The sequence below is a fragment of the Natronomonas sp. EA1 genome (assembly GCF_051195035.1).
Taxonomy (GTDB): Archaea; Halobacteriota; Halobacteria; order Halobacteriales; family Haloarculaceae; genus JBNTJV01.
In genome coordinates this window covers 100,454-115,678 of record NZ_JBNTJV010000001.1, presented here as the reverse complement: position 1 = coordinate 115,678, position 15,225 = coordinate 100,454, and the positions used below count along the sequence as shown (strand labels likewise).

Genomic DNA, 15,225 nt, shown 5'->3' with positions numbered 1-15,225 from the left:
CGCGTCGGGTCGTAAACGTAAGTTCCCAACCCAGCGCAAACGGGCGTGGGAAGCCCACGACTTCAGTCGTGGGAGGATGTCACACAAACAATCAGCAAGACGGCAGATGAGTCGCGCCTGTGCTGTAACGGCCAACTCAAACGACTCTGATCCCCGAAGTGTAACGTGCTGTGTACACCCTCTATACTTCGTACGTCCGTGCTGACAGCTATTCGGTAGCTCGCTGAGCCTCTACTGGACAGAGTGTGCGTGTCGGTTGACCTCGAACCGTCCACATCGGGCGATGGGATTAGCGGAGTTCCCAGCAGTATCACCGGTCACGGGAGCGGTGCACCGGTCGCAGAGAAGTAGGTTTACAGCGATAACAACGACCAGAGTGACAAGAGCAGTCCTGTAGCTGCTACAAGGGAAACCGCTTCGAGTGCCTGTCTTCGATCTAGCTCACGGACGGCCCTGAGACCGTGATAGTGAATCCACCCGCTCCAGAGAGTCGTGCCCACAGTGATGGTGAACGCAAGAGGGATACTCGCGCGGACGGCAGTTTCGAGTCGCTGTAGTGACGCCTCGAACGATGCGGCTACCGGGGCGGACCCGAGAAGTACCGACACCGAGAGCACGGTCACCGTGAGTACCGTGCCGATGGCCTGAGGAACGGTCCCCCACGCGGTGACGACCAGTGGTCCCCTCGCGGACTCGTCGTCAGTCCGTGTGAACACGTGAAAGGTCCCGCCAACGACGAGCCAACTGACGAATGCTGACAAGAACTCAAACGGTAGCCGCGGGCCCAGTACACGCCAGACGAGACGCTGTGCAGGAATCTGGCGTGCCTCCGCACACGCTTCGGGCGTTCCGAACGTGATATTTTCTCCGTCGACCGTCATGTTTCCCCCGAGTCGGTCATCATCACAGGCGGATGCAGGGGGATGATCCGGATTCTCGACAGTCACCGTCGACGGAATCGTCGATTGTAGTACGACCCCGAATCCGGCCAACGCGAGTGCCGAAATGAGTCCGACCACCCCGACGACGGCGAGGGCACGTTCGATCGAGTAATCGTTGGCCTCAAACGCACTGCTAGGGTGAAGGAACGGAATCGAGGGGGACACACGACCGGCGATAGCCGACGCGAGGATAAGCATTAATATGTGCCGTATATCGACGTATGTCTACCTCAATAGCGATTGACCATGCTTCGATAGACCGGCGTTCTGCAACGACGAGGGGTATGAAGACTTCCGCAAATCCCTATTGGAACACGTAGTCGTCCAGCCGCGCTCGCGCCCCTTCCAGCACCGACGAGCCGTGGAACACGAGCCCGACGTCGAACTCGTACGCTAAGAGCTTCTCCAGCGAGCGCTCCGCGCGGCTCAGGTCCTCGGAGTAGGTCTCCGGTGGGAGGTGGAAATACCCGGCCGGGAAGCCGCGCTGGTCGGCCCCGGAGAGCGCGTCGGCGAGGACGGCCACCCCTCTCGATTCGGAGACGAGCGCGTGCTGGTGACCGCGGTGGCCGGGGAGGTGGATCGCCACGAAGTCGCCGATAGCGTCCCCCTCGCCGTAGTAGTGGCCCGCGTCGTGTTCGGGGGGCGTGCCGACGGGGAGGTAGACCTCCAGGTCGTAGGCCTCGCGCACCGCATCGAGGCCACCGATGTGGTCGCCGTCGGCGTGGGTGATGACGACCCGCTCGGGAGTGACACCCGTCTGCTCGATACCGTCGAGGAGGGCGTCCGTGGAGTCGGAGAGGCCGGTGTCCACGAGCGTCCCGTCGTCGAAGAGGAACGCACGGATGCGCTCCGGCTCCGGGCCGGGCACGCACGTGATGTCGAAGCCGCCGTCGATGAGTTCGGTCACGTCAGCCATGCTAGAGAAGTCGGTCGGGAGGACCGTAGCTCTGTGGGTGGGTTCTTGGTCGCTCGCCGCGGCAGGGGAGATATGAAGGTCACCTTCCTCGGCACCGGGAGCGCGATGCCGACCGGCGACCGCGCACAGACGGGGCTGCTCCTCGAAAGCGAGTCCGCCGACCCCCTGCTCGTGGACTGCGGGAGCGGCGTCCTCTCCGCGCTCGCCCGGACGGAGGTCGGCTACGAGGGGGTGGACACCGTCCTCCTCACGCACCACCACCTCGACCACGTCTCGGACCTCATGGCGTTCTACAAGGCCCGGTGGCTCGCGGGCGCGGACGACCTGACCGTGGTCGGGCCCGCGGGGACCCGCGAACTCGTCGAGGGGCTGCTCGACGTGCACGACTACCTGCGGGGACGACTCGAGCTCACCGTCCGGGAGGTCGAGGCCGGGAGCTTCGAGCTCGCGGGCTACGACGTCGAGGCCGTCGAGGGCGTCCACTCGATGCGCTCGTTCGCCTACCGGTTCGAGTCGGGGGAGATCGCGTTCACGTTCTCCGGCGACACCGAGGCCACGGCGGCCATCGCCGACCTCGCGGACGGCTCCGTCGTCCTCGCGCACGACTGTTCGTTCCCGGACGAGGTCGACGTCTCCAACCACCCGACGCCGTCGCAGCTCGGAGAGGCACTGGCCGGCCACGACATCGGCCGGGTGTATCTCACCCACCTCTACCCCCACACGGACGGGAACCACGAGGCGATGATCAACGCGGTCCGCGAGCGGTTCGATGGAGACGTGCGCGTGGCCCGCGACGATCTGACGATCACCCTGCGCGAGGCGGGCGGGCTTGATTGAACAGGCCCGTACTTATAGGTTCGAGCGCCTCTTACCGCCAGTATGTCCTACGATGCCGGGAACGTCTCCAAATCTCTCGCTGATCTCCCGGCTCCCGAACGCGGTGCCCACGCCTACCGGCGGCTGTTCGCGCTCTCCGGAGACCGCGACCGCACGTTCACCGAAACCGTCGAGGCGATGCTCGAGATCGGCTGTGAGTGGTTCGGGACCCCCTTCGGCTTCCTCGGCGCGACAGACGAAGACCTGACGATCGTCACCACCCACGGCGACGCCGACGGGTTCGAAACCGGCACCCGCATCCCGATGGGTGAGACCTACTGCCGGTTCATCGTCGCCGACGGCAGCCTCGTCGCCATCAACGACGCGGAGAGGGATGGATACGCGGACGACCCGACCTACACCGAACACGGCGTTCGCTGCTACATCGGGACCGCGGTCAAGGTCGACGGAGAACAGTTCGGGACGCTCTGTTTCATGGGTGAGGAGCCCCGCGAACGCGGGTTCGACGACGAGGACGAGCGGTTCCTCGAGACCCTCGCGGAGTGGCTCGGCACGGCGCTCGAACGCCGGAACCGCGAACGGGAACTCGAACGCCGCCGCGACCGGCTCTCGGAGTTCCCCGGGTTCGTCGCCCACGAACTCCGCAACCCGCTCGCCATCGCGCTCGGCCAGCTGGAGCTGTCGGATCCCGATTTCGACACCGTCGAACGAGCGCTCACGACCATCGACACCCGCATCGACTCGCTTCTCACCCTCTCGAAGTCCGAACAGCCGGTCGCCGACGCGGGTGACGTCGCGGTCGGCCGCATCGCGCGCGCTGCGTGGAGCGACCTCGGTGGCAGGCCGGACGCACTAACCGTCGAGTCGGACCGCACCGTCCGGGGGGACGCCCAGCGCGTCCGCACCCTCGTCGAGAACCTCCTGAAGAACGCGCTGACCCACGGGGGACCCGACGTGACCGTCACCCTCCGCGCGACGACGGAGGGGTTCGCCGTCGACGACGACGGCCCAGGCATCCCCGAATCGAGTCGTGAAGCCGTCTTCGAGCGCGGCCACTCCGGGGGCGACAGCACGGGACTGGGGCTCGCCATCGTCGATCGCATCGCCGACGCACACGGCTGGGACGCCGTCGCAGGCGAGAGTCCCGACGGCGGGGCACGGATCGAGCTCCGGACCCGCGTCCGGGGCGAGGAGTTCTGATTCGGGCTACTGGAGCCGGTATCGGAGCAGCGCCGCCACCCCGCCGAGGTTCTTCAGCTGTTCACCGGGGGCGAACTCCCCCGAGAACACCGTCACTTCGCCACCCTTCTGTTCGACCGTATCGATGAGGTCGTTCGCGTCGATCTCCCAGTCTCCCTCCCCCGCCCGCTCCTGTCTGAGGCGGGTGTCGAGGATGAGCAGCGTCTCGATGGCGCCGAACTCCGCGGCCTTGTACGTCTCGTCGACGCCGTAGGTGGCCTTCGCTCCCTCTCCGATGCGGGTCATCAGCTCGTCGATGAGCTCGGCCTCCTTCGCGATGCGGGTCTCCGCCTGCACCCGGTCGACGGCCCCGCGTTTCAGCACCTCGTGGACCCCCCGACCACCCGCGGAAGAGGTGTCCACGGTCGTGATCTTCGACGGGAGCTCCTGGTCCTGCTCTTCGATGTAGTCGAGCGCGTCCTGTTTGGTGAACCCGGGACCCGCGAGGATGATTGCCTCGCAGTCGATACGTTTGAGCACCTCGTACAGCTGCGAGAACAGCTCCTCGCGGGGGCGAGCGAACTCCCCTTTCCCCGTGGGCGCCGTGATGGTCGCCCGCTCCTCGACGCCGTACTGCGCGACGGTGTGGACGTACGCCTCCCCCTCCTCGATGGTCGCGATGACCACGTCGGGGTTCTCCGCGGCCTCGACGGCCTCCTGGAGTCGCTCCAGTTGGTCCGTCTTCCACTCCTTCTCGATGTCGAACTCCGTCCGCTCCTCGATGTTGAGGGTGTGGTGGTAGCCGAGCTGGTCCTCGCGGGAACAGTCGACGATGGTGCCTGAGACCCGCAGCCGGTTGGCGAACTTCGCGAACTCCACCTCGTCCACCTCGAGTTTGACCCAGAGGTGTTCGCGTTCACCGCCCGTATCGCGCGTCATGTCGTCGTCGCGCTGGATGCGACGGGTGGTGTCACCCGAGACGTTGTCACCGGGCTCCAGCACGTAGGTGAGATGCCACAGGTCGTCGAGGCTCTCGGGGACCACCGTGATGCGTTCCCGTCGGCCCTCGACCCGCGTGCGGTCGGCGATGCGCATACCCGAACTCCGTGACCCGACGGAAAGTACCCTGCTATTCGGCCACGGCTGCCCTCGATCCGCCGACCGCACCCGACCGACCCGCACCGTTACCGAGCAGGTAGTAGGTCGCCATCTGCCCGTAGAACGTGATGAAGATCCCGACGATGATGACGCTGAGTGCGGCGCCGACGACCCCGAAGACGATACCGACGATGATGGCGAGCAGCCAGCCGACGGCGTAGTCGGCCGTGAGCGCCATCTCGAACACCGTCCCGAAGCGGAACGCCGCGCCGAGCTCACCCGTCACCGCGTAGTTCGTCGCGGCCGCCGGTAGGAGATACGCCGCCAGCAGGTAGATGAGGACGGCGAGCGCGAGGACGAGCAGCGAGGCGATCCCCGCGCCGGCCACGACACTGGGGTCCGGGGGCCCGCCGCTGGCGACGGTGCCGACGCCGACGATGACGGTGACGAGCACCAACAGCACCGTCGGGACGATGAAGTAGCCGATGGCGATGACGATGAACAACAGCCCCGTGACGAACAGGTCCCCCCAGTCGGAGAACGTCGGCGGCTCGGGGTCCTCGCGGGCACCCGCCGCGAGCACCCGCAGGAAGTAGCCCTGCAGGAAGAACGCGGGGATGATGAGAAACGAGAGCAACGAGAGGATTCCGCCGATGAGGATCGTCTTCAGCCAGCTGTCGCCACGCTTCGGGAACCCGACGGCTTCGCCTAACATGGGGGTGAGTTCTGCGGTCTGATGTATATACCTACGCCCGGTCCTCGCCGAACGACCACTCGTCGATCGTCGTCTCAGGGGGTGATTCCTCCTCGTCCGTCTCCTCGTCCGCATCCACATCTGCATCCTCGTCCGCGCTCCGCTCGGAATCGCCCGAATCCGCCCTGTCGGCGTCCGCTTCGGCTGCCCCCGTCCCGTCCGTCGCTGGCTGGACCGGACGGATGGCCGGTTCGGGAGCAACCCGGTGAATCGCTGGCTCCGGCGCGACGGGCCGAACCGCGGGAACGGGGTCGACGGGGCGGATCGCGGGAACGGGGTCGACGGGGCGGATCGCGGGAACGGGCTCGTCGGGCCGGTCGGCGGTCGAGTCCTCGGTCGGTTCCGGAGCGGGGGCGACGGTCGGTTCGAGCCCCAGGCCGTCCGCCGCGGCGTGTGCCCAGACGTACCGGACGGCGACGGCGACGATGAACTGGAGGAAGAAGCCGACGACGAGCACCCGGAGGGCGAACGCGACCGGGAACGCGACGGTCTGCAGGAGGAGCGCGCCGACCCAGCCGACCACGTAGTCCTCCGTGAGCGTCCCCGAAACGAGCCGACGGAGGTGGAACGCCGCACCGAGGCGGCCGTGGTACGCGAGGTTCGCGAGGGCGGCGGGGAGGAGGTACGCCGCGGCGAGCACCGAGAACAGCGCGAGGACGAGCGAGACGCCGGCGACGTTCCGGAGGACGGACTCCACGGCCGGGGTCAGCCCCAGCTCGCCCGTGAACTGGCCGGCCGCGGCGAGTCCGCCGAAGACGGCGACCGGGAGGGCGTAGGCGACCGCGACGACCACCGCGCGGAGCCCGTCACCGACGAGGCCGACGAGGCCGCCGAACCCCGGCGCCTCCGGCTCGGCGTGGGTCGTCACCTGCCGGAACACGCGGAGGTGGTAGCCACGCAGGAGGACGACGGGGACGACGGAGAGGGTGGCGACACCGAGATAGATCGCCTGTGGCCGCAGCGGGGCCTCGGGGTCGACGAACGAGAGCGGGACGTTGAGCAGGAGCGCGCTCACGAGGACGAGGAGCCCACCGACCAGAACGGACCGTGGGCCACGAGACCCGGACGTGGGGAAGTCGAAAGCCGCTCCTAACATAGCTACTCCGTTCGCCGGGGGGTGACTTAAAAGTCGGTCTCGATACGGGGGCCGTCCCGTGGATCGACGGGGTCAGGCCGCGGGCTGGCCGGTGACGGCCTCCGTCTCCTCGAACGCCATCGCGGCGTCGAAGCCACGGGCGTAGAGGTAGTACGCGACGACGAGCGCGTAGAACTCCACGAACACGCCGAGGATCGCGCCGATACCGGTCGCGGCGAGCGCGCCGGCGAGCGCACCGGCGATGAGGAGGACGACGAGCGCGAGCGCCCAGTGTTTGGCGTAGCTCGCGGAGAACGCCGCCTGCTTCAGCTCGCCGACCGCGAAGGCTGCCGACAGCGAGCCGGTCTTCGCGAAGTTCGCGAGCCCCGCGGGCGCGACGTACCAGAGCGCGAGCGCGAGCAGCCCCGCGACGGAGAGGCCGATGAACGCCCCGCCGAGCGCCGCGAGCGACGGCTCACCGCCCGTGATGGCCGCGAGCGCGACGCCACCGACGCTGAGCCCGACGATGATCGCCGGGACGATGAAGTACGCGAGGAGGACGACGAACGCCTTCAGCCCGTCGACGAGCAGGGCACCCCACTCGGCGAACCGCGGGGGGGCCTCCTCGCCCTCCATCGTGTGCCGGAGGACGCGAATCGTGTAGCCGAGGACGATGAACGCCGGGATGATGAGGAAGCTGAACAGCGAGAGGAGCCCACCGATGAGGATGGTCATCCACGGTTTCTCGCCCTGTCTGGGGTAGTTGATAGCGGTTTCGAACATGATGGTACACCGCTCACGCGCGATGCGACTCCTCGCGTGAGTACTCTCAGTAGGACGCCGAACGACTTGATAAGCATTTCTTGTGTACTGACAGCACAGCACACGCAAAAACAGGCGTTTGCGGGTCGCTACTCCACGATCCGGCTCCCGCCCGTCGGGCAGAACTCCTGGATCTTGTCCGGGGAGGCCACCTTCCGGACGAACGTCTCGTCGGCGAACCGGCTCCGGAGCTCCCGGTACACCATCTTCGCGATGTCGTTCTGTGCGTACTGGCCGGGTTCGAGTGTCAGATAGGTCTCCGCCTGCCCCTCGATGGCGCGTTCGGGGCCGCCGACCACCCGGGTCTGCGGCTCGCAGGTGATGCCGATGGCCACGTCCACCGGCGTGTCGTCGAAGTAGGTGCGGTCGCCGCGGACGACGAAACTCCCCTTCGAGACGAACTCACCCGACTCCGGCGTCTTCGACACCTGGTCCGGCGTCGCCATGTACACGTCTCCCGCGTACTTCCCGTCCTTCCAGACGGAGGAGTACGAGACGGCGAAGCGCGCGGCCTCCTCCTTCGAGCTGTCGGGGATGGTCACGTCACGGGCCGACTCGGAGGGACCCGTCGCCTTCAGAATCGTCACGGGCGCGCCGTGCGCCTGCGTGTGGAAGAACAGGTCACCCCTGTCCATGTACTTCTTCACCAGCTCCTCGTTCTGGTCGGCGTTGCGCCCCCCGATGACGAGGAAGCCGTCCGAGGTGTGGAACCACCGGAACCGCTCGTACCACTGCTCGTTCTTCCGCACGGGGATGTTCTTCCGCGAGAGCCAGTCGATCTCCTCGCCCTCCTCGTCCTCGGTCTCGTCCTCGTCGCCGGCCTCCCACTCGTCGCGCCGGCGTTTGGCGTCCGCGAGGTCCTCGCGGGTGTCCTCGATGGCCGCGAGCGCCCCCTCCTTCTTCGAGGTGATCTCCTTCGCCTCCGTGTAGAGCCGGTCGGCGTTCTTCTCGACGCCATCCTCGGGGTAGCAGTCGATACGGGACCCGTCGAGTTCGAGCGTGACCGCGCCGACGTCGGGTTTGATGTCCACGACGTGGCTCGCTCGCTCGTTGCCGGCCTCGGCGGCCGCCTCGAACCGTTCCTCGATGGCCGCCCACGAGTGGTCCGCGTCGCGGGCCTCCCGGACCGTCGTGAGGATCTCGTCCACCAGGTCGTAGTTCGCGTAGAGCGCTTCGGCCTTCTCCCGTTCGGCTTCGGCCTGCTCCTCGAAGTTCTCGATGGCGCCCTGCTGCTGGTCGATGATGCGCTGGTATTTGGCGATCTCCTCCTCGAACTCCGGGCGGTTCGACGCGCCACCCCGGTCGGTCGGCTCCTCGCTCTCGGCTTCGAGCCGGTAGAAGTAGTCGTCCAGCGCCTCGTTGAACGAGTCGTACACCTCGCTCTCGAGGTCTGCGTGCTCCTCGAGCGGCACGGGCGTCACGTCCACGACCGTCCGGGTCTCGGCGGCTTCGTCGCCCTCTCCCTCGCCCTCGCTTTCGACGTACACCCGCGGGTCGAACTGCCCCGATTCGAGCGTGTCGCGTAAGCGTTCGAGCGCCCCGTACAGCTCCTCGAAGTCGCGCTCCGTGGTCTCCTCGATGGCCTTCGTCTTCTCCACGCCGGCGCGCGTACACAGCTCCTCACCCCACAGCCCCCCGAAGTTCAGCTGGGTCGCGATGGTGCGGACCACGTCCGTGTCCGACTGCGCCATCTTCGCCTCGAACTGCTCGTACGTGCACGTGAGGGGGTTGAACCGCGAGGCGGGGTAGTCGTAGATGCTCCCCGGCGCCACCGTCCGGGACTTGAGCCGCACCGTGTCGAGACAGGAGATGACCTCTCTATCCCGGTTCAGGACGGCGACGTTCCCGTCCCCGAACAGCTCCACGACGATGAACGTGTCCGCATCCTCTCGTTCGAATTCGAAGACAAGGATGCGGTCGAACTCGTACTGCTCGACCCCCGCGAAATCGGCACCGGAGAGGCGATTGCGGAGCATCATCGCGAAGTTGGGCGGTCGCCCCGGCGCGTCCGGGACGTGCTCCTGTGCCGCGACGTGCGCCCGTTTGGGGTCGCCGATTTCTAACAAGAGTTCGACCCGTCCTCGGTCGAAATCCCGCATCTTCAGCCGAACGAGCCCCTCGTCGTAGAGATAGGCCTTGTCGACCTTCGCGCCCTCGTACTGGGCCAGCTCCGTGGTGACGGCGCAGAGATCCACGCTCGTCATCGCCCGCTTTTCGTCCATATTGGTGTGTGGTTTTCACGGCGGGGGAAAAGGGCTGTCGGGTCTAGAGTGGTTGGGATTGTGTTTTGGGTTCGTCGCGAACGCGGTTTCAGATGCCTGTAAATCCTTCTCTCGCGTCGGAGTTTGGGGCGAGAACACCTGCAAAGCCCTCGCCCGCTCGCGGTCGCTGCGCGGGATATCCGCTGACGCGGATAGTGCCCGCGCAGACGACTCCCCTCCGGCGCGACCGGACTCGCCCTTTGCAAGTCCACCAGGGACAGCACCGCGACCGCACCAGCCCTTTTCCGTGGGACTCGTTCCACTCGTCCCACGACGTTCGCCTCACTGTCGTTCGGCTCACCCCCGGCCCGCGCGGGTACTCGCGAATACTCGTACCACGCGCGACCGGCCGTCCGCCTCACTGTCGTTCGGCTCACCCCCGGCCCGCGCGGGTACTCGCGAATACTCGTACCACGCGCGACCGGCCGTCCGCCTCTGTACAGCCACACCCTCCCCTTCCAGAACCCCCTTGAGCCTGCGAGTCGAACACCGGACAAATGGGAGGCCGTGACCTGCTCGCCGAGTCGGGCGTCGAGTTCGACCCCGAGTCCGTGGCCATCGACGACGAGGCCGTTCTCTCCCGGCTCGAACCCGAGGTCCGGTCGTGGTGGGTCGAGCAGTTCGGCTCCTTCGTCCCCGCCAACGGCGGCTTCTTTACGCCACCGCAGAAGGAGGCCATCCCGCTCATCGACGACGGGGAGAACGCGCTCGTCTGTGCGCCGACGGGGTCGGGCAAGACGCTGGCCAGCTACGCGGCCATCATCGACGACCTGTTCGGACGGGCGAAATCGGGGACGTTGGAGGACTCGGTCTACTGTCTGTACGTCTCTCCTCTCAAGTCGCTCGCCAACGACATCCACCGCAATCTGGAGGTCCCCCTCGACGGCATCACCGAGCGGGCCGAGGGGGACCTCGAGATCAGACACGCGATTCGCCACGGCGACACCTCCGACTACGAGCGCCAGCAGATGCTGGAGACGCCGCCACACATCCTCAACACGACCCCCGAAACGCTCGCCATCCTGCTGAACAGCCCGAAGTTCGCGGCGAAACTGGAGACCGTGGAGTACGTCATCGTCGACGAGGTCCACAGCCTCGCGGAGAACAAACGCGGGACGCATCTGGCCGTCTCGCTCGAACGGCTGGAGGCGATGTGCGACAGCTCCCCCACGCGCATCGGCTGTTCGGCGACGGTGGAGCCCCTCTCCACGATGGCGGAGTTCCTGGTGGGACAAGAAGGGGGCGAACCACGGGACTACGAGCTCGTGGATGCCAGATTCGTCCGGGAGTTCGACATCGAGCTCACCTGCCCGACGGCGGACCTCATCAACACGCCCGGCAGCGTGGTCCAGGACCGTTTTTACGACCAGCTCCACGACCTCGTCGCCGACCACACGAACACCATCGTCTTCACGAACACCCGGTCGGGGGCCGAGCGCGTGCTCCACAACCTCCGGGAGCGGTTCGGCTACACCGAAGCGAACTCGGGGTGTCACCACGGCTCGCTCTCGAAGGAGCGACGGCACGACATCGAAGAGCGCCTCAAGTCGGGGGACCTGGACGTGGTGACGACCTCCACCTCCCTCGAGTTGGGTATCGACATGCCCCACGTCGACCTGGTCGTACAGGTGGGGTCTCCCAAATCCGTCGCCGCGCTCCTCCAGCGCGTGGGCCGCGCGGGCCACCAGGTCGGCGAGACGGTGACGGGCCGGGTCATCGCGCTGGACCGCGACGAGCTCGTGGAGTGTGCGGTGATGCTCAAGAAGGCCGAGGAGGGGTTCGTCGACCGGGTGTTCGTCCCCGAGCGAGCCCAGGACGTGGCCGCCCAGCACGTCTACGGGATGGCCATCAACGGGCCGCGACCCGAGGCCGAGGTTCGGGAGATCCTCGGTTCCGCCTACCCCTACCGGGAGTACACCGACACCGACTGGGAACGGCTCATGTCGTATCTCACGGCCGCATACGACGGGTTAGAGGAGAAGAACGTCTACGCGAAGATCTGGCGCGACACCAACGACGCGCCCGACGGCGAGCACCACTACCCCGACTACGAGGTGGGTGAACCCCTCATCGGGAAGCGCGGCCGGCTCGCCCGGGTCATCTACATGACGAACCTCGGGACCATCCCCGACTCCTTCGACATCGACGTCTACACGCGCTCGGACGAGTGGGTGGGCCAACTGGACGAGGAGTACCTCGACACCCTCGAGAAGGGAGACGTGTTCGTCCTCGGTGGCGGACACTACGAGTACCGCTACCGACGGGGGTCGAAGGCCTACGTCGACCCGACGAGCGCCCGCCCCACGGTCCCCTCGTGGTTCTCCGAGCGCCTGCCGCTCTCCTATGATCTGGGACGGGAGATCCTCGCCTTCCAGCGTGAGTTGCTCGCTCGCCTAGAGGAGGGCCCCGCGGCCGTCCGCGCGTGGCTGCGTGAGTACCCGCTCGACGAGCACACCGTCCGGGCGCTCACCCGGATGTTCGACGAGCAGGTGCGCTACGCGGGCGAGGAGAGCGTCGCCACCCCATCCAGATTGCCCATCGAGGTCGAGCTGGACAAAACCGAGTACCGAAGAAACTACTACGTCCACTCGAACTACGGCCGCCGGTTCAACGACGGGCTCTCACGACTGCTCGCGTACCACGTCGCACAGACCACCAACACGAACGTCAACGTCGCCGTCGCGGACCACGGCTTCACGCTCTCGATGCCGCTCAACCGGAAGGTGGACCTCGAGCGTCTGTTGCGAGAGATCGACCCCGCGAGCGTCCGTGCGGACCTGCGGGCTGCCCTCGACGGGACGGACCTCCTGAAGCGCTACTTCCGCATCAACGCCACGCGCTCGCTGATGATCCTGAAACGCTACAAGGGGTACGAGAAGACCGCGGCCCAACAGCAGGTCTCCTCGGAGATGCTGCTCTCGTTCGCCCAGGAGCTCCCCGCGTTCGCCGTCATCGAGGAGACCTACCGGGAGATCCTCGAGGACAAACTCAACGTCGGGGCCATCGAGTCGGTGCTCGCGGCGCTCCAGTCGGGTGACCTCGAGGTGTGCGTGGCGCAGGTGGACTCCCCCTCCCCGCGAGCGTTCGGCCTCGCCACGCTGATGGCGAGCGATGTGGTGCTCGCGGAAGACGAATCCGCCGCCCTCCAGGAGTTCCACGAGCGCGTGCTGGAGGCGATCGGCGACGGGGCGACCGCGGACTGACCCCCAGTACACTTTGCCCTGCTATATCAGGGGACAACGGTATCTACCGGGGCTCCTCGGTCGGAGATGGGGGAATGACGCTCAGCGATGATTTACGACGACTGGCGGCGTTCGTTGACCAACTGGAAGCGCGAGGGATCCCGGTCGAAGACGCGGTGCCTCGGGGGCGAAACGGGGAGGCGCTGACCGTCGAACTCGAGGTGACGCTCACGCCGGAGACGGACCTCCGGGGAGCGGAGTCGGCCGACACCACGCCTGCCGACGAGGGGACGGAGTGCGAGACGGGCGATGACGCGGCGATGCCGGGAGACGCGACAGACGCGGGGGAGGACACCGGGCCGACCCTCGTCGAGCCCGCCGTCGTCGTGGCGAACGAGCCCATCCCGACCATCGTGGCGACCGAGGGAGAAGTCGGGAGACCCGACGGCGAACCGGAAGCGGAGGCCGGTCGAGTCAGCTGCCAGCACGGCGCGTGTGACGCGGCCTTCGAGACGGCCCACGGCATGAAGATTCACTACACGAAGGTCCACGTCAGCGGCGGGGAGACAGCACCCCACCGGGACCCAGAGAAACTCCGGGCGGTGTACGAGACCTGTGATACCTTCGAGGAGATGCGCGACGAGCTCGGCGCGACGGTGACCCCGGCGACCGTCCGCCACCACCTCATCGAACACGGGATCCACGAGCCGACGCCGAACGCCGCCACGACGGCGGCCGACACGAGCGCCACTGACGCCGAGCCGGCCGTCGAACCGACGGACGAGGAGACCGACGCCGCCGAAGCCACCGAGGTCATCGACCCGAAAACCGAGATTCGGGAAGGGATCACGGTCGAACAGCTCGTCGACAGCGTGTCGACCGCCTCGACGGTGTACGACGTGGAGCGGGCGCTCGCCCTCGATCGCGAGGAGACGACGGCGCTGCTCGACACGCTCGACATCCTCGAAATCGTCCACGGACGGGTTGCGACGAAGCCCGACCGCGACGCGCTCCGGTCGGAGATCGACGAGCGCATCCGGGCGAACGTCGAGCCCTGATCTACCCGAACACGGCGTAGTATCCCGCGAGCGAGCCGATGACGGCCGTCGGAGTGATACCGATGAGCGCCTCGGGCACCGGGAGTGCGAGCGACCCGTAGAGATAGATCCAGAGGAACGTCGTCCCGGCGATCGCGGCGACGGAGACGAAGAAGAGCACTGCGCGGATCGTCGCACTCAGCGAGCCGGTAGTCATCTCTCGGGGAGGTGTAATCCGGCAGCCACAATCAGTGTGCCGGTCATCCCGCTCAGTAGAGCGAGTCGAGTTCTTCCTCGACGTGGCTGTGCTCGTCCGCCGGGAACTCCCCGTTCGCGATCGCCTCGACGAACGAATCGACCGCGTGCTCCATCTCGGATTTCGCGTCACCGAACGGCTTCGCGAACGGCGGGGTCCGCTCGGAGAGCCCGACCACGTCGTGGAAGACGAGCACCTGGCCGTCGCAGTCCGGGCCGGCACCGATCCCGATAGTCGGAATCGAGAGCTGTTCGGTCACCTGCGCGGCGAGGTTCGCGGGGACGTGCTCCAGGACGAGCGAGAACGCGCCGGCCTCCTCGTGGCGCTGGGCGAGGTCCATGATCTCGCGGGCGGCGGCCTCGTCGGTGCCCTGGCGAGTATAGCCACCGAGCTGATTGACGTGCTGCGGGGTGAGTCCGAGATGCGCCTGCACCGGGATGCCGAGCTGAACGAGTTTCTCGGTCAGCTCGACCGTGTGCGGGCCGGACTCGAGCTTCACGGCGTCGGCGCCGGCCTCCTTCAGCATCCGGCCGCAGTTCTCGATGGTCTGGGCGGTGTCGACGCCGAACGAGAGGAACGGCATGTCCGCGACGACGAGCGCGTCCTCCGTGCCGCGAACGACGGCCTCGGTGTGGCTCGCCAGCTGGTCGACGGTGACCGGAAGCGTGGAGTCGAAGCCGAGCACCGCGTTGCCGACGCTGTCGCCGACCAGGATCATGTCGACGCCGGCTTCGTCGACGATGCGCGCGGAGGGCGTATCGTAGGCGGTGAGCATCGTGAGGCGCTCGCCGCCCGTCTGCTCCCGAATCGTCCGAACGGTGGGCATGCCTGAGCCTCCATGCCGGCGACTATCAAAACCCCGGTTCT

Annotated in this window: 13 protein-coding genes; 4 read left to right on the top strand and 9 right to left on the bottom strand. The window is 66.9% G+C overall.

The window, feature by feature from the left end:
- Positions 1–353: 353 nt before the first annotated feature.
- The gene (locus ACQUQR_RS00670) at positions 354–1,106 is read right to left on the bottom strand and encodes a YIP1 family protein (protein ID WP_435193943.1); all 753 of its coding nucleotides are present in this window, start codon (positions 1,104–1,106) and stop codon (positions 354–356) included.
- A 139-nt stretch (positions 1,107–1,245) separates the two neighbouring features.
- Positions 1,246–1,857: an MBL fold metallo-hydrolase gene (locus ACQUQR_RS00665; protein ID WP_435193941.1), complete on the bottom strand. Its 612-nt coding sequence runs from the start codon at positions 1,855–1,857 to the stop codon at positions 1,246–1,248.
- Between the two features lie 72 nt (positions 1,858–1,929).
- Between ACQUQR_RS00665 and ACQUQR_RS00660 the strand changes: the two genes are divergently transcribed.
- Together ACQUQR_RS00660 and ACQUQR_RS00655 are read left to right on the top strand one after the other, a co-directional pair.
- Positions 1,930–2,694, top strand: a complete 765-nt coding sequence (locus tag ACQUQR_RS00660) for an MBL fold metallo-hydrolase (RefSeq protein WP_435193939.1) — start codon at positions 1,930–1,932, stop codon at positions 2,692–2,694.
- Positions 2,695–2,736: 42 nt separating this feature from the next.
- Complete coding sequence (locus ACQUQR_RS00655) at positions 2,737–3,894, top strand: sensor histidine kinase (RefSeq protein ID WP_435193938.1); 1,158 nt, start codon at positions 2,737–2,739, stop codon at positions 3,892–3,894.
- A 6-nt stretch (positions 3,895–3,900) separates the two neighbouring features.
- Here ACQUQR_RS00655 and ACQUQR_RS00650 read toward each other — a convergent pair whose 3' ends face one another.
- The 5 genes from ACQUQR_RS00650 to rqcH all read right to left on the bottom strand — a co-directional run bounded on the left by ACQUQR_RS00650 (position 3,901) and on the right by rqcH (position 9,844).
- Positions 3,901–4,968, bottom strand: coding sequence for an mRNA surveillance protein pelota (locus ACQUQR_RS00650; protein ID WP_435193936.1), 1,068 nt, complete (start codon positions 4,966–4,968; stop codon positions 3,901–3,903).
- 34 nt (positions 4,969–5,002) lie between these two features.
- Complete coding sequence (locus ACQUQR_RS00645; RefSeq protein WP_435193935.1) at positions 5,003–5,686, bottom strand: DUF4013 domain-containing protein; 684 nt, start codon at positions 5,684–5,686, stop codon at positions 5,003–5,005.
- Between the two features lie 31 nt (positions 5,687–5,717).
- Positions 5,718–6,821 (bottom strand): DUF4013 domain-containing protein, encoded by a 1,104-nt coding sequence (locus tag ACQUQR_RS00640; protein ID WP_435193934.1) that lies wholly within the window; start codon positions 6,819–6,821, stop codon positions 5,718–5,720.
- Between the two features lie 72 nt (positions 6,822–6,893).
- Entirely contained in the window at positions 6,894–7,583 is a 690-nt protein-coding gene (locus ACQUQR_RS00635) for a DUF4013 domain-containing protein (RefSeq protein ID WP_435193932.1), read from the bottom strand.
- A 128-nt stretch (positions 7,584–7,711) separates the two neighbouring features.
- Positions 7,712–9,844, bottom strand: coding sequence for a ribosome rescue protein RqcH (gene rqcH, locus ACQUQR_RS00630; protein WP_435193930.1), 2,133 nt, complete (start codon positions 9,842–9,844; stop codon positions 7,712–7,714).
- A gap of 536 nt (positions 9,845–10,380) precedes the next feature.
- Here rqcH and ACQUQR_RS00625 point away from each other — a divergent pair.
- Both ACQUQR_RS00625 and ACQUQR_RS00620 read left to right on the top strand, forming a co-directional pair.
- Positions 10,381–13,086: an ATP-dependent helicase gene (locus ACQUQR_RS00625; protein ID WP_435193929.1), complete on the top strand. Its 2,706-nt coding sequence runs from the start codon at positions 10,381–10,383 to the stop codon at positions 13,084–13,086.
- 74 nt (positions 13,087–13,160) lie between these two features.
- Entirely contained in the window at positions 13,161–14,123 is a 963-nt protein-coding gene (locus ACQUQR_RS00620) for a hypothetical protein (protein ID WP_435193928.1), read from the top strand.
- A gap of 1 nt (position 14,124) precedes the next feature.
- Here ACQUQR_RS00620 and ACQUQR_RS00615 read toward each other — a convergent pair whose 3' ends face one another.
- Together ACQUQR_RS00615 and panB are read right to left on the bottom strand one after the other, a co-directional pair.
- Positions 14,125–14,319, bottom strand: a complete 195-nt coding sequence (locus tag ACQUQR_RS00615) for a hypothetical protein (RefSeq protein WP_435193927.1) — start codon at positions 14,317–14,319, stop codon at positions 14,125–14,127.
- A gap of 52 nt (positions 14,320–14,371) precedes the next feature.
- Complete coding sequence (gene panB / locus ACQUQR_RS00610; protein ID WP_435193925.1) at positions 14,372–15,184, bottom strand: 3-methyl-2-oxobutanoate hydroxymethyltransferase; 813 nt, start codon at positions 15,182–15,184, stop codon at positions 14,372–14,374.
- Positions 15,185–15,225: the final 41 nt, after the last annotated feature.

What these genes read in the sequence shown, in the direction of transcription:
- ACQUQR_RS00665 (WP_435193941.1), bottom strand. Translation starts at nt 1,857, where the DNA reads ATGGCTGACGTGACCGAACTCATCGACGGCGGCTTCGACATCACGTGC.
- ACQUQR_RS00660 (WP_435193939.1), top strand. Translation starts at nt 1,930, where the DNA reads ATGAAGGTCACCTTCCTCGGCACCGGGAGCGCGATGCCGACCGGCGAC.
- ACQUQR_RS00655 (WP_435193938.1), top strand. Translation starts at nt 2,737, where the DNA reads ATGTCCTACGATGCCGGGAACGTCTCCAAATCTCTCGCTGATCTCCCG.
- ACQUQR_RS00650 (WP_435193936.1), bottom strand. Translation starts at nt 4,968, where the DNA reads ATGCGCATCGCCGACCGCACGCGGGTCGAGGGCCGACGGGAACGCATC.
- ACQUQR_RS00645 (WP_435193935.1), bottom strand. Translation starts at nt 5,686, where the DNA reads ATGTTAGGCGAAGCCGTCGGGTTCCCGAAGCGTGGCGACAGCTGGCTG.
- ACQUQR_RS00640 (WP_435193934.1), bottom strand. Translation starts at nt 6,821, where the DNA reads ATGTTAGGAGCGGCTTTCGACTTCCCCACGTCCGGGTCTCGTGGCCCA.
- ACQUQR_RS00635 (WP_435193932.1), bottom strand. Translation starts at nt 7,583, where the DNA reads ATGTTCGAAACCGCTATCAACTACCCCAGACAGGGCGAGAAACCGTGG.
- rqcH (WP_435193930.1), bottom strand. Translation starts at nt 9,844, where the DNA reads ATGGACGAAAAGCGGGCGATGACGAGCGTGGATCTCTGCGCCGTCACC.
- ACQUQR_RS00625 (WP_435193929.1), top strand. Translation starts at nt 10,381, where the DNA reads ATGGGAGGCCGTGACCTGCTCGCCGAGTCGGGCGTCGAGTTCGACCCC.
- ACQUQR_RS00620 (WP_435193928.1), top strand. Translation starts at nt 13,161, where the DNA reads ATGACGCTCAGCGATGATTTACGACGACTGGCGGCGTTCGTTGACCAA.
- ACQUQR_RS00615 (WP_435193927.1), bottom strand. Translation starts at nt 14,319, where the DNA reads ATGACTACCGGCTCGCTGAGTGCGACGATCCGCGCAGTGCTCTTCTTC.
- panB (WP_435193925.1), bottom strand. Translation starts at nt 15,184, where the DNA reads ATGCCCACCGTTCGGACGATTCGGGAGCAGACGGGCGGCGAGCGCCTC.